Source organism: Acrocarpospora corrugata, assembly GCF_009687845.1.
In the GTDB taxonomy this organism is placed as follows: Bacteria; Actinomycetota; Actinomycetes; order Streptosporangiales; family Streptosporangiaceae; genus Acrocarpospora; species Acrocarpospora corrugata.
Genome location: NZ_BLAD01000035.1, coordinates 260812 through 279378, shown reverse-complemented (window position 1 = coordinate 279378; position 18567 = coordinate 260812). Strand labels below are relative to the sequence as shown.

The 18567-nt window shown below is 69.4% G+C and carries 20 protein-coding genes; 16 read left to right on the top strand and 4 right to left on the bottom strand.

All coding sequences use genetic code 11. The features are described from left to right. Nucleotides 1-75 precede the first annotated feature (75 nt). The 8 genes from Acor_RS01385 to Acor_RS01350 all read left to right on the top strand — a co-directional run bounded on the left by Acor_RS01385 (nucleotide 76) and on the right by Acor_RS01350 (nucleotide 10069). A complete protein-coding gene (locus Acor_RS01385) occupies nucleotides 76-1395 on the top strand; it encodes a lysine N(6)-hydroxylase/L-ornithine N(5)-oxygenase family protein (protein WP_155334624.1) in 1320 nt (439 codons plus the stop codon). A gap of 330 nt (nucleotides 1396-1725) precedes the next feature. Beyond that, nucleotides 1726-2514 (top strand): IclR family transcriptional regulator, encoded by a 789-nt coding sequence (locus Acor_RS01380; RefSeq protein ID WP_155334623.1) that lies wholly within the window; start codon nucleotides 1726-1728, stop codon nucleotides 2512-2514. A 23-nt stretch (nucleotides 2515-2537) separates the two neighbouring features. After that, the gene (locus Acor_RS01375) at nucleotides 2538-3926 is read left to right on the top strand and encodes an aldehyde dehydrogenase family protein (protein ID WP_155334622.1); all 1389 of its coding nucleotides are present in this window, start codon (nucleotides 2538-2540) and stop codon (nucleotides 3924-3926) included. After that, the gene (locus tag Acor_RS01370; protein WP_155334621.1) at nucleotides 3923-5392 is read left to right on the top strand and encodes a sugar ABC transporter ATP-binding protein; all 1470 of its coding nucleotides are present in this window, start codon (nucleotides 3923-3925) and stop codon (nucleotides 5390-5392) included. Before Acor_RS01375 ends, Acor_RS01370 begins: the two co-directional genes overlap by 4 nt. Beyond that, a complete protein-coding gene (locus Acor_RS01365; protein ID WP_155334620.1) occupies nucleotides 5389-6357 on the top strand; it encodes an ABC transporter permease in 969 nt (322 codons plus the stop codon). The genes Acor_RS01370 and Acor_RS01365 overlap by 4 nt, the downstream gene beginning before the upstream one ends. Before the next feature lie 19 nt (nucleotides 6358-6376). Then, nucleotides 6377-7363: a substrate-binding domain-containing protein gene (locus tag Acor_RS01360; RefSeq protein WP_155334619.1), complete on the top strand. Its 987-nt coding sequence runs from the start codon at nucleotides 6377-6379 to the stop codon at nucleotides 7361-7363. Between the two features lie 74 nt (nucleotides 7364-7437). Continuing rightward, nucleotides 7438-9255, top strand: a complete 1818-nt coding sequence (locus Acor_RS01355; protein ID WP_218034068.1) for a discoidin domain-containing protein — start codon at nucleotides 7438-7440, stop codon at nucleotides 9253-9255. 49 nt (nucleotides 9256-9304) lie between these two features. Continuing rightward, nucleotides 9305-10069 (top strand): putative hydro-lyase, encoded by a 765-nt coding sequence (locus Acor_RS01350; RefSeq protein WP_155334717.1) that lies wholly within the window; start codon nucleotides 9305-9307, stop codon nucleotides 10067-10069. Here the strand turns inward: Acor_RS01350 and Acor_RS01345 are convergent. Further along, nucleotides 10054-10644 carry a TetR/AcrR family transcriptional regulator gene (locus Acor_RS01345; protein WP_155334618.1) on the bottom strand — a complete coding sequence of 197 codons (591 nt, stop codon included), beginning with the start codon at nucleotides 10642-10644 and terminating at the stop codon, nucleotides 10054-10056. The two genes, Acor_RS01350 and Acor_RS01345, sit on opposite strands and share 16 nt — an antisense overlap. A 100-nt stretch (nucleotides 10645-10744) precedes the next feature. Between Acor_RS01345 and Acor_RS01340 the strand changes: the two genes are divergently transcribed. The 6 genes from Acor_RS01340 to Acor_RS01315 all read left to right on the top strand — a co-directional run bounded on the left by Acor_RS01340 (nucleotide 10745) and on the right by Acor_RS01315 (nucleotide 13837). Then, entirely contained in the window at nucleotides 10745-11200 is a 456-nt protein-coding gene (locus tag Acor_RS01340) for a nuclear transport factor 2 family protein (protein WP_246238336.1), read from the top strand. Between the two features lie 211 nt (nucleotides 11201-11411). Continuing rightward, nucleotides 11412-11789 (top strand): hypothetical protein, encoded by a 378-nt coding sequence (locus Acor_RS01335; protein WP_155334616.1) that lies wholly within the window; start codon nucleotides 11412-11414, stop codon nucleotides 11787-11789. After that, nucleotides 11759-11974: a hypothetical protein gene (locus Acor_RS01330; RefSeq protein ID WP_155334615.1), complete on the top strand. Its 216-nt coding sequence runs from the start codon at nucleotides 11759-11761 to the stop codon at nucleotides 11972-11974. Before Acor_RS01335 ends, Acor_RS01330 begins: the two co-directional genes overlap by 31 nt. A 174-nt stretch (nucleotides 11975-12148) precedes the next feature. Next, a complete protein-coding gene (locus Acor_RS01325; protein ID WP_281353126.1) occupies nucleotides 12149-12973 on the top strand; it encodes a substrate-binding domain-containing protein in 825 nt (274 codons plus the stop codon). 106 nt (nucleotides 12974-13079) lie between these two features. Next, entirely contained in the window at nucleotides 13080-13646 is a 567-nt protein-coding gene (locus Acor_RS01320) for a hypothetical protein (RefSeq protein ID WP_155334613.1), read from the top strand. Then, on the top strand, nucleotides 13643-13837 hold the full coding sequence (locus tag Acor_RS01315) for a hypothetical protein (RefSeq protein WP_155334612.1): 195 nt from the start codon (nucleotides 13643-13645) through the stop codon (nucleotides 13835-13837). The genes Acor_RS01320 and Acor_RS01315 overlap by 4 nt, the downstream gene beginning before the upstream one ends. 77 nt (nucleotides 13838-13914) lie before the next feature. Here the strand turns inward: Acor_RS01315 and Acor_RS01310 are convergent, their stop codons facing one another. From Acor_RS01310 to Acor_RS01300, 3 genes are all read right to left on the bottom strand, one after another. After that, a complete protein-coding gene (locus Acor_RS01310) occupies nucleotides 13915-14928 on the bottom strand; it encodes a helix-turn-helix domain-containing protein (RefSeq protein ID WP_246238335.1) in 1014 nt (337 codons plus the stop codon). A gap of 32 nt (nucleotides 14929-14960) precedes the next feature. Further along, on the bottom strand, nucleotides 14961-15926 hold the full coding sequence (locus Acor_RS01305) for an alpha/beta hydrolase (RefSeq protein WP_155334611.1): 966 nt from the start codon (nucleotides 15924-15926) through the stop codon (nucleotides 14961-14963). Nucleotides 15927-16073: 147 nt separating this feature from the next. Continuing rightward, nucleotides 16074-16640, bottom strand: coding sequence for a DUF1707 SHOCT-like domain-containing protein (locus Acor_RS01300; protein ID WP_155334610.1), 567 nt, complete (start codon nucleotides 16638-16640; stop codon nucleotides 16074-16076). Nucleotides 16641-16769: 129 nt separating this feature from the next. Between Acor_RS01300 and Acor_RS01295 the strand changes: the two genes are divergently transcribed. Together Acor_RS01295 and Acor_RS01290 are read left to right on the top strand one after the other, a co-directional pair. Continuing rightward, nucleotides 16770-17369: a DUF1707 SHOCT-like domain-containing protein gene (locus Acor_RS01295; RefSeq protein WP_155334609.1), complete on the top strand. Its 600-nt coding sequence runs from the start codon at nucleotides 16770-16772 to the stop codon at nucleotides 17367-17369. Between the two features lie 39 nt (nucleotides 17370-17408). Then, on the top strand, nucleotides 17409-18464 hold the full coding sequence (locus tag Acor_RS01290) for an MFS transporter (protein ID WP_218034066.1): 1056 nt from the start codon (nucleotides 17409-17411) through the stop codon (nucleotides 18462-18464). Nucleotides 18465-18567 lie beyond the last annotated feature (103 nt).

Genomic DNA, 18567 nt, shown 5'->3' with positions numbered 1-18567 from the left:
CTCTCCATCGCGACCTTGTTGCAAGGTAAGGCTAACCTTATTTACCATACGAGCGATGAAGGAGGCGATGTCGCGGTGACCACGCTGCGCACCGGGCCGGAAGCTGTTTACGATGTGCTGGGGATCGGCTTCGGGCCGTCCAATCTGGCGTTGGCCATCGCGATTGAGGAGCACAACCACGCGTCCGGAGACGTGATCACCGCCGGCTTCCTGGAGCGGCAGCCCCAGTTCGGCTGGCATCGGGGCATGCTGCTGGACGACGCGACCATGCAGGTGTCGTTTCCGAAGGACCTGGTCACCATGCGGAACCCGGCCAGTGATTTCAGTTTCCTGTGCTACCTGCAGGAACGTGGCCGTCTTGTGGACTTTCTCAACCAGAAGACGCTGTTCCCGTTACGCGCCGAGTTCCATGACTACTTCGAGTGGGCGGCGGCCCGGATGCGGCACCTGGTGGAGTATGCGGCGGAGGTGCTGCTGGTCGAGCCGGTACGGGCCGAGGGCGGCGAGATCCGCTGGTTCGACGTGACCAGCCGCGACCCCGGCGACCCCGGCCGCACGGTGGTGCGCCGGGCCAGGAACATCTGCGTGGCCGTCGGCATGGAGCCGCATCTGCCGCCGGGCACCGTGCTGTCGGACCGGATCTGCCACACCAGCCAGCTCATCCCCCGGGTCGCCGACCTGGCCGCCAGCGGCACGCCGGTGTGCCGCGCGCTCGTCCTGGGCGCGGGCCAGAGCGCCGCCGAGGCGGTCGACTATCTGCACCGCGTCTTCGCCGACGCCGAGGTCTGCGCCGTCTTCGCCAAGTACGGCTACACCCCCGCCGACGACAGCCCGTTCGCCAACCGCATCTTCGACCCCGAGGCGGTGGACGTCTACTACACCTCCCCGCCCGAGGTGAAGCAGTCCCTGTTCGAGTACCACCGCAGCACCAACTATTCGGTGGTCGACTCCGAGCTCATCGAAGCCCTGTACGCGACCATGTACCGCGAGCAGGTCCACGGCCGCAAGCGCCTGCGCATGCTGAACGTCTCCCGGATCAGGGACGTCCGCGAGCACGACGACGGGCTCACCGTGGCCGTCGAGTACCTGCCCACCGGCGAGCACGAACTCCTCGACGCCGACCTGCTGATCCACGCGACCGGCTACCGCCCGCAGGACCTCGGCGCCCTCCTCGGCGAGACCGGCAAGCTCTGCCTCCGCGACGACGAGGACGCGATCCGCGTCGACCGCGACCACCGGGTCCAGGTCTCCACCCAGGTCACCGCCGGCATCTACCTGCAGGGCGGCACCGAGCACTCGCACGGCATCACCTCGACGCTGCTGTCCACCACCGCGATCCGCGCCGGTGAGATCCGCGACTCCCTGCTCGCCCAGCGCACCGCCACCGCGAAGTAATCCCTCCTGGGCGGGCGACTCGCCCGCCCAGGATCTTCACGCGCACGTCATCGCGCCGACACGGCCGCCTGCTCGGGCAAGATCCACGACCTTTGCCCACTAGACGCAGAATAGACAAACTATCGCGCAATTAACTCACTGAATCGCGCAATAAATCTCCCTTCGATACATACATCGGACCATTAAGTCCACAAAACGTCACTATCAGATGCTTTGAAGCAGGAACAGGGCACCTCCTTCCGCATGCCCTGGACTCTTGACACGACCAACCGCTGATGGAACTCTCGCAATTGTGTTGCAGGAATATGAAAATAGATTCGAGTAACTCGAATGCGAAGCGGACGGAAGTCGTCGAGCGTTGACAAGGCTTTCGAAATAGTCGCCGCCGTATCCGAGGCGGGGCGGAGCGGAATCACGCTCGGCGCCCTGGCCGCCCGGGCCGGCGTGGCGGTGAGCACAGCTCACCGATATGTCACTTCACTGCTGGAACTGCGGGTCCTGGATCGGGACCAGGCGGGCTGCTACCGGCTCGGCGTCACCCTGATCATGCTGGCCGGGCAGTACCTCGACGAGGACGGACTGCGCGCGGTCGCGCAGCCGTACCTGGCGGAACTGGTCGAGCTCAGCGGCGAGACCGTGCACCTCGGCGTCCCGGTGGGGCACCAGATCGTCTACATCGACAAGGTGGAGAGCGCCAAGTCGGTCCGGCTGGTGTCCAGGATCGGCAACCGGGCGCCGCTGCACTGCACCGCGATGGGCAAGGCCGTGCTCGCGCTGCTCGACCCGCCGACCATCGACGAGGTCCTGGCCGAGCATCTCGATCTCCGCACGCCGCGCACGCTGACCGGCGACGACCTGCTGGCCGAGCTGGCGCTGATCCGGCGTCAGGGCTTCGCGATCGACGACGAGGAGAACGAGGAGGGCGTCCGCTGCGTCGGGCTCCCGATCCGCAACTCGGCGGGCCAGCCGGTCGGCGCGTTCAGCGTGTCGGCCCCGGCGGGCCGGTTCAGCATCGACGACTGCCACCGCCTCGCCCCGCGCGCCCTCGCCATGGCCACCGACATCAGCCACCGACTCGGCTACGGCCCCACCGTCAAGAACGGCAGCCGGCCGATATGAACCACAACCATAGGAGTGCCCAGATGCCCATCGCCGTCCGCAACCCCGGCACCGGAGAGCACCTCGGCGAGGTGCCGGACCTGGACGCGCGGGAGGTGGCCGAAGCCGTCGAGCGGGCGCAGGACGGCCAGCGCGCGATGGCCGCGCTCCCCGCGCACCGGCGCGCCGCGCTGCTCCTGAAGATCGCCGACCTGATCGAGGCCGAGCTGGACGACCTGGCCGGGCTGCTCGCCGCCGAGAACGGCAAGCCGATCCCGCAGACCAGAGGCGAGGTCGAGGCCGCGATCCGGATCTTCCGTGGGTACGCGGGCGAGGCCACCCGGCTGTTCGGCCGCCAGATCCCGCTGGACGCCGTACCCGGCCTGGAGCGGCATCTCGCGGTGACCACCCGCGAGCCGCTGGGCGTGGTCGCCGCGCTGGTGCCGTTCAACTACCCGGTCGAGCTGTACGCGCACAAAGCCGCCGCCGCCCTCGCCGCCGGGAACGCGGTCGTCGTGCAGCCGCCGGCCAAGTGCCCGCTCGCGCTCACCCGGGTGGCCGAACTGATCGCCACCGTCGGCCTGCCCGCGCACGCGCACCAGCTGGTCACCGGCGGCGTCGCCGTCTCCCAGGCGCTGGCCACCCTGCCCGGCGTCGCCGCGATCACCCTCACCGGCAGCACCGCCGCCGGGCGCGCGATCGCGCAACTCGCCTCCGGCACCCTGAAGAAGGTCTTCCTCGAACTCGGCGGCAACGACGCGCTCATCGTCTGCGACGACGCCGACCCGGAGGAGGCCGCCAAGGCGGTCGTGCTCGGCCGCCTCGCCCGAGGCAACGGCCAGATCTGCTGCGCGGTCAAGCGCGTGTACGCACAAGACGGCATCCACGACGCGTTCCTGGCCTCACTGCTGGCCCAGACCGCCAAACTCGTCGTCGGCGACCAGCTCCAGGAGTCCACCGACGTCGGCCCGCTCATCACCGAGGACGCCGCGGAACAGGTGTGCGCCGCCATCGATCGCCTGGTCGAGGACGGCGCCCAGCTCGTCACGGGCGGCGGCCGGCGGGGCGCCTTCGTCGACCCGGCCGTGCTCATCGACGTCCCGGCGGAAAGCCCGGCCTTCGCCGAGGAGATCTTCGGCCCGGTCGCCCCGGTGGCCCGCTTCACCGACCCGCTGGACGCCGTCCGGATGGCCAACGAGTCCCCGTACGGCCTGCACGCCGCCGTCTTCACCCGCGACGTCTCCCGCGCCTTCACCCTGGCCAGGCACCTGGACGTGGGCGGCGTGGTGATCAACGGCTCGACCGCGCTGCGCGCCGAGAACCTGCCGTTCGGCGGCACCAAGGACACCGGCGGCTACCGCGAGGGCCTGCACGAGACCGTCCTCGACTTCACCCGGCAGAAGACGATCATCGTCATGGAGGCGTTCGGATGAGCCTCGAACTCCGGGGCGTACGGCAGAGCTACGGCGACGTGGAAGTCCTGCACGGCGTGGACCTCACCGGCCGGCCCGGCGAGGTGCTCGCCGTGGTCGGCGCGAACGGCGCGGGCAAGTCCACGCTGATCCGGATCCTGGCGGGGGCCCAGCGGATGACCTCGGGCGAGCTGCGCGTCGACGGCGAGCGGGTGGACCTGCGCTCGCCGCACGACGCGCACGCCCGGGGCATCCGCACCGTCTACCAGGAGCTGTCCATCGTCGGCGGCCTGTCGGTGACCGAGAACCTGCTGATGGGCGCGTTCCCACGGCGGCGCGGCGGCCTGATCGACTGGCCGGAGGCGCACCGCAGGGCGAAGAAGCTGCTGGACAGCGCCGGTTTCGGCGCGATCGACCCGCGGATGCTGGCGGGCCGCCTGTCGGTGGCCAGGCAGCAGATGGTGGAGATCGCCAAGGCGCTGGCCGGCGAGGTCAAGGTGCTGGTGCTGGACGAGCCGTCGGCGGTGCTGGCGGGCAGCGACCTGGAGTCGCTGTTCGCGCTGATCCGCCGGCTGCGGGAGCGCGGCGTCCTGGTCGTCTACGTCTCGCACCGGCTGGCCGAGGTGATGGAACTGGCCGACTCGATCGTGGTGATCAAGGACGGCCTGATCATCGCCACCACCGAACCGGCGAACACCAGCGAGGCCGAGCTGATCGGCCTGATGGCCGGTCGCCGCCTGGAGCAGATCTACCCGGCCCGCCGCGAAGCCCCCGCCGAGACAAGACTCGAAATTTCCGGACTTTCGCGGAAGGGTGAGTTCGAGGACATCTCCTTCGAGTTGCGCGCCGGGGAGATCGTCGGGCTGTTCGGCCTGGTCGGCTCGGGGCGCAGCGAGATGGCCCGGTGCGTGTTCGGCGCGGAACCCCCGACGAAGGGCACGGGGGCCTACCGCTCCCCCGCCGCGTCCATCGCGGCCGGGCTCGCCCTGGTCACCGAGGACCGCAAACGCTCCGGGCTGGTGCTCGGCATGACCGTGCTCGACAACATCGCGCTGGCCACCATGCGCGCCAACCGGCGCGGCCCGCTGATCGACATGGCCGGGCGGAAGCGCAGGGTCACCGAGATGATCGACCGGCTGAGCATCCAGCCGGGCCGGTGCGCGACCATGCCGGTGGCCGCGCTCAGCGGCGGCAACCAGCAGAAGGCCGTGCTCGCGAAGTGGCTGCTGGCCGGGCCGAGGGTGCTGATCCTGGACGAACCCACCCGGGGCGTCGACATGGCCACCCGGGTCGACATCTACCGCATGGTCGACGACCTGGCCCGGCAGGGTCTCGCCGTGCTGCTCATCTCCTCCGACCTCACCGAGGTGCTCGGCGCGACCGACCGGGTGCTGGTGATGCGGAACGGCCGGCTCGCCGGTGACCTGCGCTCGGAGTCCACCACCGAGGACGAGATCCTCGCGCACGCGATCGGACAGGCCGCATGACCGGGCACATCGCCAGAATCCGGATGACCCGCCTGGTGGTGGGCGGGCGGGACGTCACCGTGACGGCGGCGTTCGTGACGCTGATCGTGCTGCTGGTGGCGGTGGCCGCGGTCACCTCGGACACCTTCCTCACCCAGACCAACCTCACCAACCTGCTCAAGCAGATGGTCACCACCGGGCTGCTCGCGTTCGGCATGCTGGTGGTGATCCTGACCGGGGGCATCGACCTGTCGGTGGGCTCGGTGGTGGCCTTCTCCGGCATCCTCACCGCCGGCCTGGTGGCCGACCTGCCCATCCCGGTCGCCATGCTGGCCGGGCTGCTGGCCGGCGTCGGCTTCGGGCTGATCAACGGCACCCTGGTGTCCCGGTTCGGGCTGGCCTCCTTCGTGGTCACGCTCGCCTCGCTGACCACCATCCGCGGCCTGGCCTTCGTCTACTCCGAGGTGCCGATCGCGCCGGAGGACCCGGCGTTCTTCACCCTCGGCTCGGCGATGGCCGGGCCGCTCCCGGTCAGCACGCTCATCATGCTGGCCGTCTTCGTGGCCGGCGGGATCTTCCTCACCCGTACTCCGGCCGGGCGTTCCATCGTGGCGATCGGTGGCAACGCCGAGACGGTCCGGCTCGCGGGCATCAACGTGCCACGGCACGTGACGCTCGCGTACACGATCAGCGGCGCCTGCGCCGGTCTGGCCGGGGTCATCCTGGCCAGCCGGGTGGGCATCGCGCAGCCGAGCGTGGGTGTGGCGTTCGAACTGGACGCCATCGCCGCGTGCGTGATCGGCGGCGCCAGCCTGGCCGGCGGGCGCGGCTCCGCGCGCGCCACCTTCGGCGGCGTCCTCGTCCTGGTTCTGATCAACAACCTGCTCAACCTGTACGGCGTCCAGAGCTTCTGGCAGCAAGTGCTCAAGGGGTTGATCATCATCGCCGTCATCCTCGTCCAGCGCACCAACCGGGTGCGCGGCTAACCCCTGGGAGAAAGTCACCATGATCACGAGAAAGCTCAGCGGCCTGCTGCTGGCGGGCGCGCTCGCCCTGGTCGTCACCGGCTGCTCGTCCGAGCCCGACACGGCCGCCCCGGCCGCGTCGGCGTCCGGCGACGGCAAATACACCATCGGCGTCGCCAACTTCATGCTCGGCGGGCCGTACTTCAGCGGCATGGACAAGGCCATCGCCGCGCAGGCCAAGAAGAAGGGCAACGTCGACATCATCAGCACGGACGCGAACGGGGACGCGGCCAAGCTCGCCTCCAACGTGGAGGACCTGCTGAGCAAGAACGTGGACGCGGTCATCATCTCCGGCGGCCCGCTGGAGTCCGCGCCCGCGGTGCTCAACTCCATCAAGGCGGCGGGCAAGCCGGTCGTGCTGGTGGACCGCAAGTTCCAGACCGGTGAGTACACCAGCTGGATCGGCCCCGACAACGAGGCCATCGGGCGGCAGAACGGCGAGTTCCTGGCCGAGAAGCTGGCCGACGGCGGCAAGGTCGGCATCATCAAGGGCGGCCCCGCCGACAACACCATCGGCTCGGCCCGTACCAACGGCGTCAAGTCGGTGCTGTCCGCCAAGTCGAACATCACCCTGGTCGAGGCCCCGGACTTCGGCAACTGGGGTTCGGACGGCGGCCTCACCGTGATGGAGAGCCTGCTGGCCACCAACGGCGACATGAAGGCGGTGTTCTGCGAGAACGACGCGATGTGCCTGGGCGCGCAGCGGGCGATCGCGGACGCCGGCAAGACCGACCAGATCATCATCGCCGGCGTCGACGGCCAGGCCGAGGCGCTGAAGGCGATCATGGACGGCACCAACTACCTGGTCACCGGCCTCAACGACGCCGACATCATCGGCGCGCTCGGCCTGGACCGGGCGGTCGAGATCCTGGGCGGCGCCCAGGTGGAGAAGGACACGGTCGTTCCGTCCCCCCGAGTCACCAAGGAGAACGCAGCCCAGTTCATGAACCCCGACGGCAGCTTCTAAGCCCACAGCTGAGCCCCCTGCGGCCCGGTGGCGGACGGCGACGCCACCCGGGCCCCCCTTCCCGAGAAGGATCAATGAAGAGAACCCTCATGCGCCGGGCGACCATCGCCGCGGCCGCCTCCGCCCTCCTCCTCACCGGAACGGTCGCGACCAGCCCAGCGGCGGTCGCGGACGATCCGACCCGCCCCGGCTGGACCCTCCTCTACAACGAGACCTTCACCTCCGCGCTGAACCCGGGCAACGCGCCCTGGACGCGCGACACCTACGCCCAGCCGTTCGACACGATCATGGACGACCCCGGGCAGTGGTACCGCAACGACTACGGCGCCGCGTGGACGACCGCCCTCAACTCCTTCAACACCTACCGCAAGGAGTTCCCGGTCGGCCAGAACGGCTGGCTGACCGCCTCGCTGTCGGCCCGCGACTGGAACAAGGACGGCGTGATCGAGAATCCGCCGACGCTCACCACCCAGCCGCTCGGCGCCGAGAGCGTCGCCGTGATGAACGTGCCCGACCACACCGGCGGCGTGATCCTGCGGCCGTCGAGCCGGCTGCCCGACCGGTATCGGGTCGAGTACAAGCTCAAGACGCTGGACTTCGGCGGGAAGCGGAACGGGTCGATCACCTACAACAACCGGACGAACGGGTACAGCAACACCGGGTGCAAGACCCAGCATCCGTGGGGTGAGGGGTCGCGTTCGCCGGGGTGGACCGGGAACGCGGCGGCTCCGTACTGCGAGTGGCAGGATGTCCGGTCCGGGCCTTACGGGTACAACGGGTTCCACTTCATGGCGATCGTGGACTTCGCCAATCCCGCGCCGCGGAACAACCACTTCTGGCACTACCGGCGCAAGGTGCTGATGGACTCCTTCTCCCAGCACCCGGATCGGGTGGGTTCCGGGACCGGCGGGCGGGTCTGCAACGCCGCCAACAACACGTACTACAACTACCGGGACGGCAACTTCAACACGGTCAACATGTGGATCAGCGGGCTGCCGAACTGGAACCCGGGCCCCGGCGGCCTGGCCGGCAACTCGCAGTGGTTCATGACGCCGTGCTCCGGCGGCGTGGCCGAGCAGCAGCTCTCGTCCGCGGCCGAACTCCAGCCCGAGCTGATGCCGAACCAGTTCTACACCTTCGCCATCGAGCGGGACGCGACCGGCTACATCCTTGAGGTGACCGGCAACTTCGCCCGCTCCGGCCAGCGAACCATCCGGATGCACCGGCCGTTCATCGTCAACAACGCGCCGATCTGGCACTACAACACCGCCCCCGGCGAGTACGACGGCCGCTACAACGCCAGCCTCTTCCAGAACGAGCCCGGCGGCGGCACCACCTGGCCCAACCAGTGGCCGGCGGGTTCCTCCTACCCCGACTACTTCGTGATCGGCGACCTCTACACCAACGTGTACGAGGGCAGCGCCAGCCTCACCGACCTCCGCCTGTACGTCCCGCAGACCGGCGCCCCCACCAACCTGGCCCTGAACAAGCCCGCCACCGCCGACAGCCAGTGCGCCGCCAACGAGGCGCCCGCCAAGGCCGTCAACGGCACCTACAACGCCGGCCTGGCCGACAAGTGGTGCTCGCTTGGCGCGTCGAAGTGGCTCCGGGTCGACCTCCAGTCCGCCACCACGGTGGGCAAGGTCGTCCTCCGTCACGCGGGCGCGGGTGGCGAGAAGACCTCGTGGAACACCAAGGACTTCGACGTCCAGATCAGCACCAACGGCACGACCTGGACGAATGTGGCGACGGTCCGAAACAACACGGCCAGTACGACCACGCACACGTTCACTCCGACGTCCGCCCGATATATACGACTGAACGTCATCACTCCGACGAGTGACAGTGACACCGCGGCCCGCATCTTCGAACTGGAGGCGTACGCCAGCTGACGCCGGCAGAGGGGCCCGTGCTTTCGGGTATGTCTGAGTCGTGAATGCGATGACTCCGCCCGAGGCGCGGGCCCGGTTCCGGGGTGGGCTGCGGGTTCCGACCGCCGGGTTGTGTCCCGGCTGGACGCAGGCCAACCTGCTCGCGGTGCCGCGGGCGTACGCGTATGACCTGCTGCTGTTCGCGCAGCGCAATCCGCGTCCGTGCCCGGTGCTGGACGTGGGCGACGAGGGCGCCGTGCGGACGTCGATCTTCCCGGGTGATCTGCGTACGGATCTGCCGGGTTATGTCGTGTACGAGGACGGGGTCGCGGTGGCCGAACTGTCCGATGTCACCCCATTCTGGCGGGCCGATCTGGTGCCGTTCCTGTTCGGGTGCAGCTTCACCTTCGAGGACGCGCTGTTGCGTGCGGGTGTTCCCGTGCGGCATCAGGAGACCGGGTCGAACGTGCCGATGTACCGGACCGGGCTTTTGTGCCGGGAGGCGGGCGCGCTGTCGGGGCCGCTGGTGGTGTCGATGCGGCCGGTCCCGGCGGCTCTGGTCGCGACGGCCGTACGGGTGACGTCACGCTATCCGGCGGTGCACGGCGCGCCCGTCCACGTCGGGGAGCCGGAGCAGCTCGGCATCCGCGACCTGAAGGCGCCCGACTTCGGCGATCCCGTGGAGATACGGCCGGGCGAGGTGCCGGTCTTCTGGGCCTGCGGGGTGACGACCCAGGCGGCCGTGATGGCCAGCGGCGTCAGGTTCGCGATCGGGCACGCGCCCGGCCACATGGCGATCACGGACGCGCGTGACGCCGACTACGTCGTCCCGTGACCCGCTCGCAGGCCGTCGAAGATGATCGTCAGCGTGCGGCGGCGTAGGTCGTCGTCCCAGCCGGCGTGCAGAGCGCCGTGACAGCTGCTGGTGAGCAGGGCGAGCACCTCGTCGGCACGGACGTCCCGCCGGACGGCGCCGGCCCGCTGAGCCTGGTCGAGCAGGATGGCGATCCCCTGGCGGAGGGCCGCCACGGAGTCGGCGACCTGGACGTCGACGCCGTCTCCTGCGAGTAGTTCGACAACGGTCTTCTTGCGGGCCGCCTGTTCGACGACGCCGGCGAAGAAGGTGAACAGCGCCGTGGACGAGTCGCCGCCGGCGAGTGCCTGCGCCTCGTCGGTGAGGCGCTCCAGGAGGTCCTTCATGAGGGCCGCGAGCAGGCTCTGTTTGGTCGGAAAGTGGCGGAAGATCGTGCCCACCGCGACGCCCGCCCTGGCGGCGACCTCTTCGGTCGAGGCGGTGGGGCCGTGTTCGGCGAAGACGGCCTCGGCCACGGCGAGAATCCGCTCTCGGTTACGGCGCGCGTCCGCGCGGAGCCCTTTGGAGGCGGGCGAGGAGTCCTGCGCACCGGTCACGGTCGGCCCTTCTTCGCGATTGACAACATGAGTGACCACTCATCATCATGAATGTGAGTCGCGACTCATCATAGTCTCCGTCTCGTGGAAGGACATGACCATGCCCGTTTCCGCTTTCCTCGGCCCCCGTGAGGTATTCGCGCTCATGCGGCAGGCGTGGCTGGGGCAGATCGACAGCGACCCCCGGCTGCTCGCCGAAGACGTCGTCATCGAGACGCCGTTCGCCCCGCCGGGACGGCCCCGGCGCTTCGAGGGCCGCGCCGAGTTCCTGGCCTTCGCCGCCCCCCAGCGGGAGAACTTCCCGGTCCGCTTCGAGGAGGTCCGCGACGTCGTCATCCACGACACCGCCGACCCGGAGGTGATCGTGGCCGAGTACACGCTCGCCGGGGTCGTCACCACGACCGGACACCGGGCCTCGGCGCCGTTCGTCAGCGTCCTGCGGGTCAGGGACGGCCAGACGGTGCACTGGCGGGAGTACCAGAACCCGCTCGCCGTCGCCGCCGCCCTCGACCGGCTGCCCGAACTCTTCGCCGCGTTCACCGGCGACCCGCACTGAGCGAGACGGGCGGGCGGCACATGCCGCCCGCCCGCGAACACAAGCAATTGTTCGTCAGCCCGATTGGGCTCGGCACCTATCGTTAATATGCCAACGTGCTGGAGCGGGAAGGATTGATCACCCCCCAGCAGGTTGATCAGAGCGGCGGACCCCCGATCTACTACGACCTGAACTTTGACAAATTCGTCGAGCTGATGCGCGACCACACCAGGTGGTCCGATCTGGACCCACGCTGTCCAAGCGCAACCTGATCTTGGCGCAGACCTCGGATCTGTGTGACGCCAACCACGCCGCCACTTATCTGGGGCTGCTGGCTTTCACCGAGAACAAGGGCCCCGACGGTAATGGCCGAGTCGTCACCACGGGCGAAGAGGCGCGCGCCGTGGCCCGCCGGATCCGCCCGATGCTGCTGGCCCGGGGAATGGCGGCTCAGGAACTGCACCCTCTCTATTTCGTGGACGAGGGCCGGCAGTGGCCGCTGATCGTGCTGTACGAGCACCAGTTCCTGGCCTACCAGGTCGGAGCCGTACAGAGGAATGAAGCCTGGATCGAGACCGGGTGCTGCTGTACCCCAGCACGAGCCATCTGACCCAGCCCCGCCTGGTGTCGCTGACCGACAAAGGACGCAGGCTCGGCGAGGTCATGGACACGGACGTCGAGATCCAACGCCGGGGCTTGGAACTGGGCTTCCGTGTGGTCGGGGACGGCGGCATCAACAGCAGCGCGAGCCTGGGCCAATATCTTCGCGGCAAGGGAGTGCCATGCCGGTCCTGAATCCGCACACCACCAAGGCCGACCTGCCGGACGGGGCGCTACTCGAAGTGATGATCGCTGAAGTGCTGTCCGGAATCCGCGAATGCCCGAAACCCGGCCAATGACCCGCTCCATGGCCGCCCGACTGCACGCGGCGCTCTGCGTCGTGGTGATCCTGCTCGGTACGGCGGGCGGGTGCTCAACCGCCGGAGACGAGCCGGTACGGCTGCGCGTGCTGCCAGTTCCGAACTCCGTGACCTTGAGCCGCTGCTGGACGACCTTCGCGTGGCGACCGGAGTGCAGCTCACGCTCGACTACAGCGGCACCATCGACGCCAGCGAGACGATCGTGCGCGGCGATCCGGCCTACGACCTGGCCTGGCTGTCCTCCAACCGCTATCTGGACGTGCGGCTGCACGAGCAACGCCCGGTCCAGGCCACGCCGCTGAGCGTCTCGATCATGACTTCGCCGCTGGTGGTCGGGGTCACCCCCGATATCGCCGACCGGCTCACCGCCGACGGGCCGGATGTGACGTGGGCGGATATCGCCGACCAGGCCGCCGCCGGCCGGCTGCGCTTCGCGATGGGCGATCCCCGGCACAGCGGCAGCGGCCAGGCCGCCTTGGTGGGCGTGGCCACCGCCGCGGCGGGAACCGGCCGAGCACTCCGGCTGGAGGACGTCCGCTGCGACCGGTTGATCGGATTCCGGACCGGCCACAAGGCGGTCACCGACAATGCCGACGAGGCCGCCCGCCAGTTCCTCGCAGCCCAGGGCGGCATCAATGGGCTGATCACCAATGAGTCGGTCCTGCTGTCCCCCAACGCCGCGCGCGGATCGCGGGACCCGCTGCGGATCATTTATCCGGCGGACGGGATCGTGCTGTCCGATTACCCCCTGCTGCTGCTCAAACCCGAGCATCGACCGTCCTACGACAAGGTCGTCGAGTGGCTCCGCGGCGAACGGGCCCAGCGGTGGATCATGGACAGGACGGCCCGGCGGCCGATCAACCCCGCCATCTGATTCGGCGCCGCCGACGCCGCGGAACTCAGCCGCGTGGCGAAGCGAACCGGCGGCGAACTGATCGACGCCACCTCCCGGTCATTGTCAGAGGCGTTCAAGGAGACCCGTGGCTGTTTCTGATTCGGAATGGCTGGCTTACTGGTGGCCGGAATTACTGGTGTGGGTCATCACCGTCTGCTCGCTGGCGGCCCTCCCGGTGCTCGCCTGGCGGCATCGCCGCATCCATCGCCTGATCACCCACCGCAGCCATCGCGGAATCCCTATCTACCTCGACGACAAATTCGTGCTCGAACTGCGCGAGGCCGAAGACGAGGAGATAGAGGAGGGCGGCTCCGAGCAGATGGAGAACGACGGCACCGCGGGAGTCAAACGCCTGAGCGCGCGAACCCGGCGCCTGGTCAGCCGCGAGGTCCGCCGCAGATTCCGCAAGAGCTCCGAACCGGCCGCCCTGCTCGGCGGAATCCTCGACCGCCTGGACAAAGCCGACGAGATCGTCCGAGTCGACCTGGTCCGCGAACAGGTCACCGGCGGCCAGCCCTCGCCGCCAGCCGCAACGACCTCCGCGACAACCTCCCCGACAAGGTCCAGCTATCGGACACCGGCGGTTTCGTCCTCCTGTACGGAAAATTCTGGAGACGCGACGATCTGTCACCCCCCGACAGCCCCTCCATGATCTCCGAGGCCCCCTACGGCAACACCGACCCAGCCACCGGCTCCAAAGTCGTAATCACCTGCGCCAGGCGATACATCCGAAACATGCCAGAAGGCGAAGGCCCAATGCTCGGCCGCTGCCTGGGCTGGGTGGAAAGCTGGGACCCGATCACGGCACGCCTACTCTTCCGCCCCATCGCCCTGTTCCGCTGACCCGGCACAGCGGTAGATCCCGGAGAACTCGGGAAAGAGCGGCGGGCGGTGAAGGTTCCCTCGATGCCTCGCGGTGGTCACGTGGGGGGATGCCGGTGCAGGCGTCTCAGGGCGAAGGCGAGTTGCAGGCGGAGACGGCCCTGGGGTTCGCGGACGTTCCAGCCGAGCAGGTGTTCGGCCCTGGTGAGGCGATCCTGGAGGGTCGAATGGTGCAGGGTGAGTGTTGCGGCGGCCGTGCGCAGGCTCGGTTCGGATGCGGAGGCGTGCAGGGTGGCCAGCATCCACGGGGCCGCGGTGGCCGCGTGGTCGAGGGCTTTCACGTCAGGCACCGGCTCGCTGTCGGCGGCCACGGCTGCGGCCAGGACCATGAGTCCGCCCAGGTCGTCGGCTCGTACCACTCTTGGGCCCGGATCCTGTTCGTCTCCGTCGGCCGCGAACCGCAGTGCGGTCTTCGCCGCCAGCCATGACCTGGGAAGATCGACCACTCGCCCGGCGGGTCCGACTCCCGCCCGCCTTGCTCCCGATTTGGGGCGGTCGTCGACGCGGCCGCGCGTGCCGGTGTGCTCGATCATCGGTGGGCCGCCCGCGATGGCCACGGCCCAGAGGCCGGTCTCCGGGAGGCGTAGCCGGCGGGCCGCGTGCAGGCGGTCGGCCTCGGTGGCGGACGGGTCGAGCAGGAGCTCGACCAAGGCGGGGTCGCCGACCGGGGTGGCCCGGCCGCGGGTGCGCTCCAGTGCGTCGCGGGCGACGCCGGCGGCCCGTTCGAGGACCATCAGGTCGACCGCACCGGCGGGTCCTGGCCGCTCCAGCCACAGGACGGCGTGCTCGTAGCCCAGTGGCGTGTGCAACCAAGCGGGGTCGGGCGACGCCGCGGCGTCCTCGCGCCGCCCGTCCCCCAGGACCCGCACGTTCACCCGGTGATCGGAATCGATGAGACGGGCCGGGCAGCCCGCCAGCACCGCCGCGCCCCGGACGATCGCCTCCAGCCCAGCTCTGGCCTCCACCAGGCGGTCGAAGTAGACGATCACCTGTACCGCGGCGCTGGCGTCCGGGTCGAGCGCGGCCAGCCTGCCGGCGAGCTCTCTCACCATGCCATCCTGCCTCAGCCCGCCGGGTACGGCGACTAGGCGCCGAGGATCCGCCGCAGCCACCTCAGCCGCGCCGCCTTCGCCTCCTGCGAGATCGCGGCGTGCGGCGCCATCATGTCGAATCCGTGGAACCCGCCGGGCCACACGTGCAGCTCGGCGACTCCGCCCGCCTGCCAGATGCGGGTGGCGTACGCGACGTCCTCGTCCCGGAACGTCTCGGCCGAGCCGACGTCGATGAACGCGGGCGGCAGGCCGGACAGGTCGGTGGCCCGCGCCGGCGCGGCGTACGGGGAGACGTCGGGCCCGCCGCGCCGGTCACCGAGCAGCGCGGTCCAGCCGGTGTCGTTCGAGATCCTGTCCCAGATGCCCAGGCCCGCCATCTGGTGGCTGGACACGGTGTCGTTCCTGTCGTCGATCATCGGGCAGAGCAGCAGCTGGCCGATCAGGGCGGGGCCGCCCCGGTCGCGGGCGAGCAGCGCCACGGCGGCCGCGAGCCCGCCGCCCGCGCTCGCGCCCATCACGAGGATGCGCGCGGGGTCGACGCCGATCTCGCCGGCGTGCTTCGCGGTCCACACCAGGCCCGCGTAGGAGTCCTCGACCGGCGCGGGGTGCGGGTGCTCGGGCGCGAGCCGGTACTCCACCGAGACGACCGCGAGCTTCAACTCCACGATCATGTCGAGCATCTCGGTGGGGATCAGCCGGTTGGTGCCCATGATCATGCCGCCGCCGTGGATGTTGTACAGCGCGGGCACCGGTCCCGCCTCGCCGGCCGGGCGCAGGACGAGCAGCGAGATGTCCGGCTCGCCCGCCGGTCCTGGGACGGTCAGCTCCGTGACGTCGATCGCGCCACCCCGGGTGAGGTCCTCCTCCATCCCGCCGATGTCTGCCCCGCGCAGCGTGGGCAGCGTCTCCAGCGTCAGGGACGGCGGGATGAACTCCGCCATCACGGCCAGCGCCGCCGCCAGCTCGGGATCGAACGGAGGCGGAGTGGGTACGCTCATGATCGGCTCCTTGATGTCGAGGGTGTTACGCGCGGCTGACATCACCGCCTACCAGCATCGTGATCCCGCCCCGCCTCCCGATCGAGCGCCACCCGGCGGAAACCACCCGCCGAATGGCGGAAACCCCATCCGTACCCGTCCGGCCTGTCAGCGGGCCGAATACCTGATCCTGATACGGCCCATGCCGACCTTGCCGGTCACCAGTAGTGTCGTCACCACATCCATGTCGGCGGTGCCGCCCGCCTTGTTGATCACGTGGCCCGTCCCCGTGACGACCCCGTCGACGACGGCGATCCAGTCGCGCGGCACGATGACGATGATCCGGCCGGACCCGCAGGTGCCGTCCAGGCGCACCTCCCGATGACGGCACTCCGCCTCGGTGAAGTCGATCGTGATGTTGCCCATCGTCACCTTGGCCGTGATCCGCTCGGGCACCACCCAGCGACCCACCTGCTTGATCGAGCCAGAACGGGTCTCAAGGACCAGCGGTTTGCCGTCGGGCGCCGCCGACCGGTTCTGCGGAAGATCCACGACCAGCGCGTCAAGCTCGGCGTAGGTCTTGGCGGCGTACACGCCTTCGAGCCGGTCGTCCAGTTCGTCCAGAGTGATCCGGCCTTCGCCGGCGGCCACCCGCAGCCGCTCCGACATCGCCTCGCGGTCCGCGTCTGAGGCTCGCAGAGTCCCGTGGAGTTCACCGGCGCTTCGCTCTGTCACGAGATCAGGTTATTCGCTCCGGCACCGGAATGGAGGTCCCCGAACGCGACAGCTCTCGACGGCACGTCATTCCGCCCGCTACGCAAGCCGACGGCCGCCGCTTTCCCCGTATTTCCGTACCATTGAGGTATGACTGCTGGGCTTCCGGAACCCGTCCGCCGTAATGAGCTGCGCGTCTCACATGACGAGCGTGATGCCGTGGTGGAGCGGCTGACCGCGGCGGCGGCCGAGGGTCGCATCGATCTCAGCGAGCTCGACGTGCGACTGGACCTGGCGCTGAACGCCAGGACCTACGCCGATCTGGCGCCTCTCACGGCCGATCTGCCGCCGGAGTTCGCCGCGGATCCGGTCCAGCCGCTGGTCCTCGACGGAGGCCTGACCGGCGCGACACGTACCGGGCGCTGGCGGGTGCCCGCGCGGATCACCGTGTCCGGCGGCATGGGCAGCGCCAAGCTCGATTTCACCCAGACCGAATGCCGGCTGCCCGAGATCGAGATAGAGGCGCACGGCCAGATGGGCAGCGTCACGATCATCATCCCTGACGGGTGGGTGGCGGAGACCACCGCGATGGAGCCTGGCCTAGGTGGTTTCTGGGACAAGACCACGTCGGATCGGCTCCCCAGGACGCCGCTGATTCGCCTCACCGGCACCGGCGGCGCGGGCGGCGTGGTCATCCGCCACCCCAACAGCTGGGAACGCCGGACACAGCGCCGCAAGCAGGGAGGCTAGCTCGCCGAGGCCGCGCACACGTCGCCACCCTCCCGTTTCGTGCTGCCGGTCGCGGCCTACAGCGTGCTCCTGGTCTCCGCGCTGCAGACGCTGGTCGTCCCGGTCATCGCGAACATCCAGGCAGATCTCCGCGTTTCGGCCTCTGCCGTCAGCTGGGTGGTGACGGCCAACCTGCTGGCCGCGGCCGTCCTGACCCCGTTGCTGGGCCGCCTCGGCGACCTGCGGGGGCGCCGCCCGGTGATGCTCGGTGTGCTCGCCGTCGTCCTGATCGGCTCGGTGATCGCGGCGACGACCATCGATCTGCCGCTCCTGCTGCTCGGGCGCGTCATGCAGGCCGCCAGCTTCGGGCTGTTCCCGCTGTCCATCGGCATGCTCAGGGGAGAATTGCCGCCGAATCGCCTCACCGGCGCCATGGCGCTGGTCAGCGGCATGCTGGCGGTCGGCGCCGGGGTCGGGCTGGTGATCACGGGCCTGCTCATGAGATCCGGCGGCGACTACCACCGGCTGTTCTGGCTGGCGACGCTGATGACCGCCGCCGGGTTCGCCGGGGCGTGGATGCTGCCGCGCCGGGCGGCCGTGGCCACCGGACGCATCGACTGGACCGGCGCGGTCCTGCTCGGCACCGGTCTCGTACTGCTCCTGCTGGCACTCCAGGAGGGCAACACGTGGGGCTGGGCCTCCGCCGGGATCCTGGCCTCGCTCGCCGGCGCGGTCGCCGTTCTGACGGTATTCGTGCTGTTCGAGCGGCGGATCGGCCAGCCGCTGGTCAGCACCCGGATGCTCACCTACCGTCCGATCGTCCTCGCCAACGTGGCCGGGCTGTTCCTCGGCGTCTCGATGTTCGTCGTCTTCCTGTCGGTCTCGCCTTCGTCCAGACACCGCCCGAAATCGGCGGGTACGGCTTCGGCGCGACCGTGCTCGCCACCAGCCTGGTCTACCTGCTGCCCGGCACCGCCGGGGGCATCGTCACCGCACCGCTGGGCGGACGCCTGGTCGTCCGCTACGGCGCGAAGGCGACCCTCGTGCTGTCGATGCCGAGTTGCTCACCCTGGCCGCCCGCGCACCGAAGTAACCAGGGGTCACTACTTTCAGTAGCTGAAAGTCACTCGAAGTCAATGGGCGGGGAGCGGCCACTTGTGGTCAGCCGCGCCCTTTACCAATCACTTTCGGTGTTCACATAATTACTTATCGCAATACT

Excerpts from the sequence above, each read along its gene's own strand:
- Acor_RS01380 (WP_155334623.1), top strand. The coding sequence starts at position 1,726 with ATGCGAAGCGGACGGAAGTCGTCGAGCGTTGACAAGGCTTTCGAAATA.
- Acor_RS01375 (WP_155334622.1), top strand. The coding sequence starts at position 2,538 with ATGCCCATCGCCGTCCGCAACCCCGGCACCGGAGAGCACCTCGGCGAG.
- Acor_RS01370 (WP_155334621.1), top strand. The coding sequence starts at position 3,923 with ATGAGCCTCGAACTCCGGGGCGTACGGCAGAGCTACGGCGACGTGGAA.
- Acor_RS01365 (WP_155334620.1), top strand. The coding sequence starts at position 5,389 with ATGACCGGGCACATCGCCAGAATCCGGATGACCCGCCTGGTGGTGGGC.
- Acor_RS01360 (WP_155334619.1), top strand. The coding sequence starts at position 6,377 with ATGATCACGAGAAAGCTCAGCGGCCTGCTGCTGGCGGGCGCGCTCGCC.
- Acor_RS01355 (WP_218034068.1), top strand. The coding sequence starts at position 7,438 with ATGAAGAGAACCCTCATGCGCCGGGCGACCATCGCCGCGGCCGCCTCC.
- Acor_RS01350 (WP_155334717.1), top strand. The coding sequence starts at position 9,305 with ATGACTCCGCCCGAGGCGCGGGCCCGGTTCCGGGGTGGGCTGCGGGTT.
- Acor_RS01340 (WP_246238336.1), top strand. The coding sequence starts at position 10,745 with ATGCCCGTTTCCGCTTTCCTCGGCCCCCGTGAGGTATTCGCGCTCATG.
- Acor_RS01315 (WP_155334612.1), top strand. The coding sequence starts at position 13,643 with ATGATCTCCGAGGCCCCCTACGGCAACACCGACCCAGCCACCGGCTCC.
- Acor_RS01310 (WP_246238335.1), bottom strand. The coding sequence starts at position 14,928 with ATGGTGAGAGAGCTCGCCGGCAGGCTGGCCGCGCTCGACCCGGACGCC.
- Acor_RS01305 (WP_155334611.1), bottom strand. The coding sequence starts at position 15,926 with ATGAGCGTACCCACTCCGCCTCCGTTCGATCCCGAGCTGGCGGCGGCG.
- Acor_RS01295 (WP_155334609.1), top strand. The coding sequence starts at position 16,770 with ATGACTGCTGGGCTTCCGGAACCCGTCCGCCGTAATGAGCTGCGCGTC.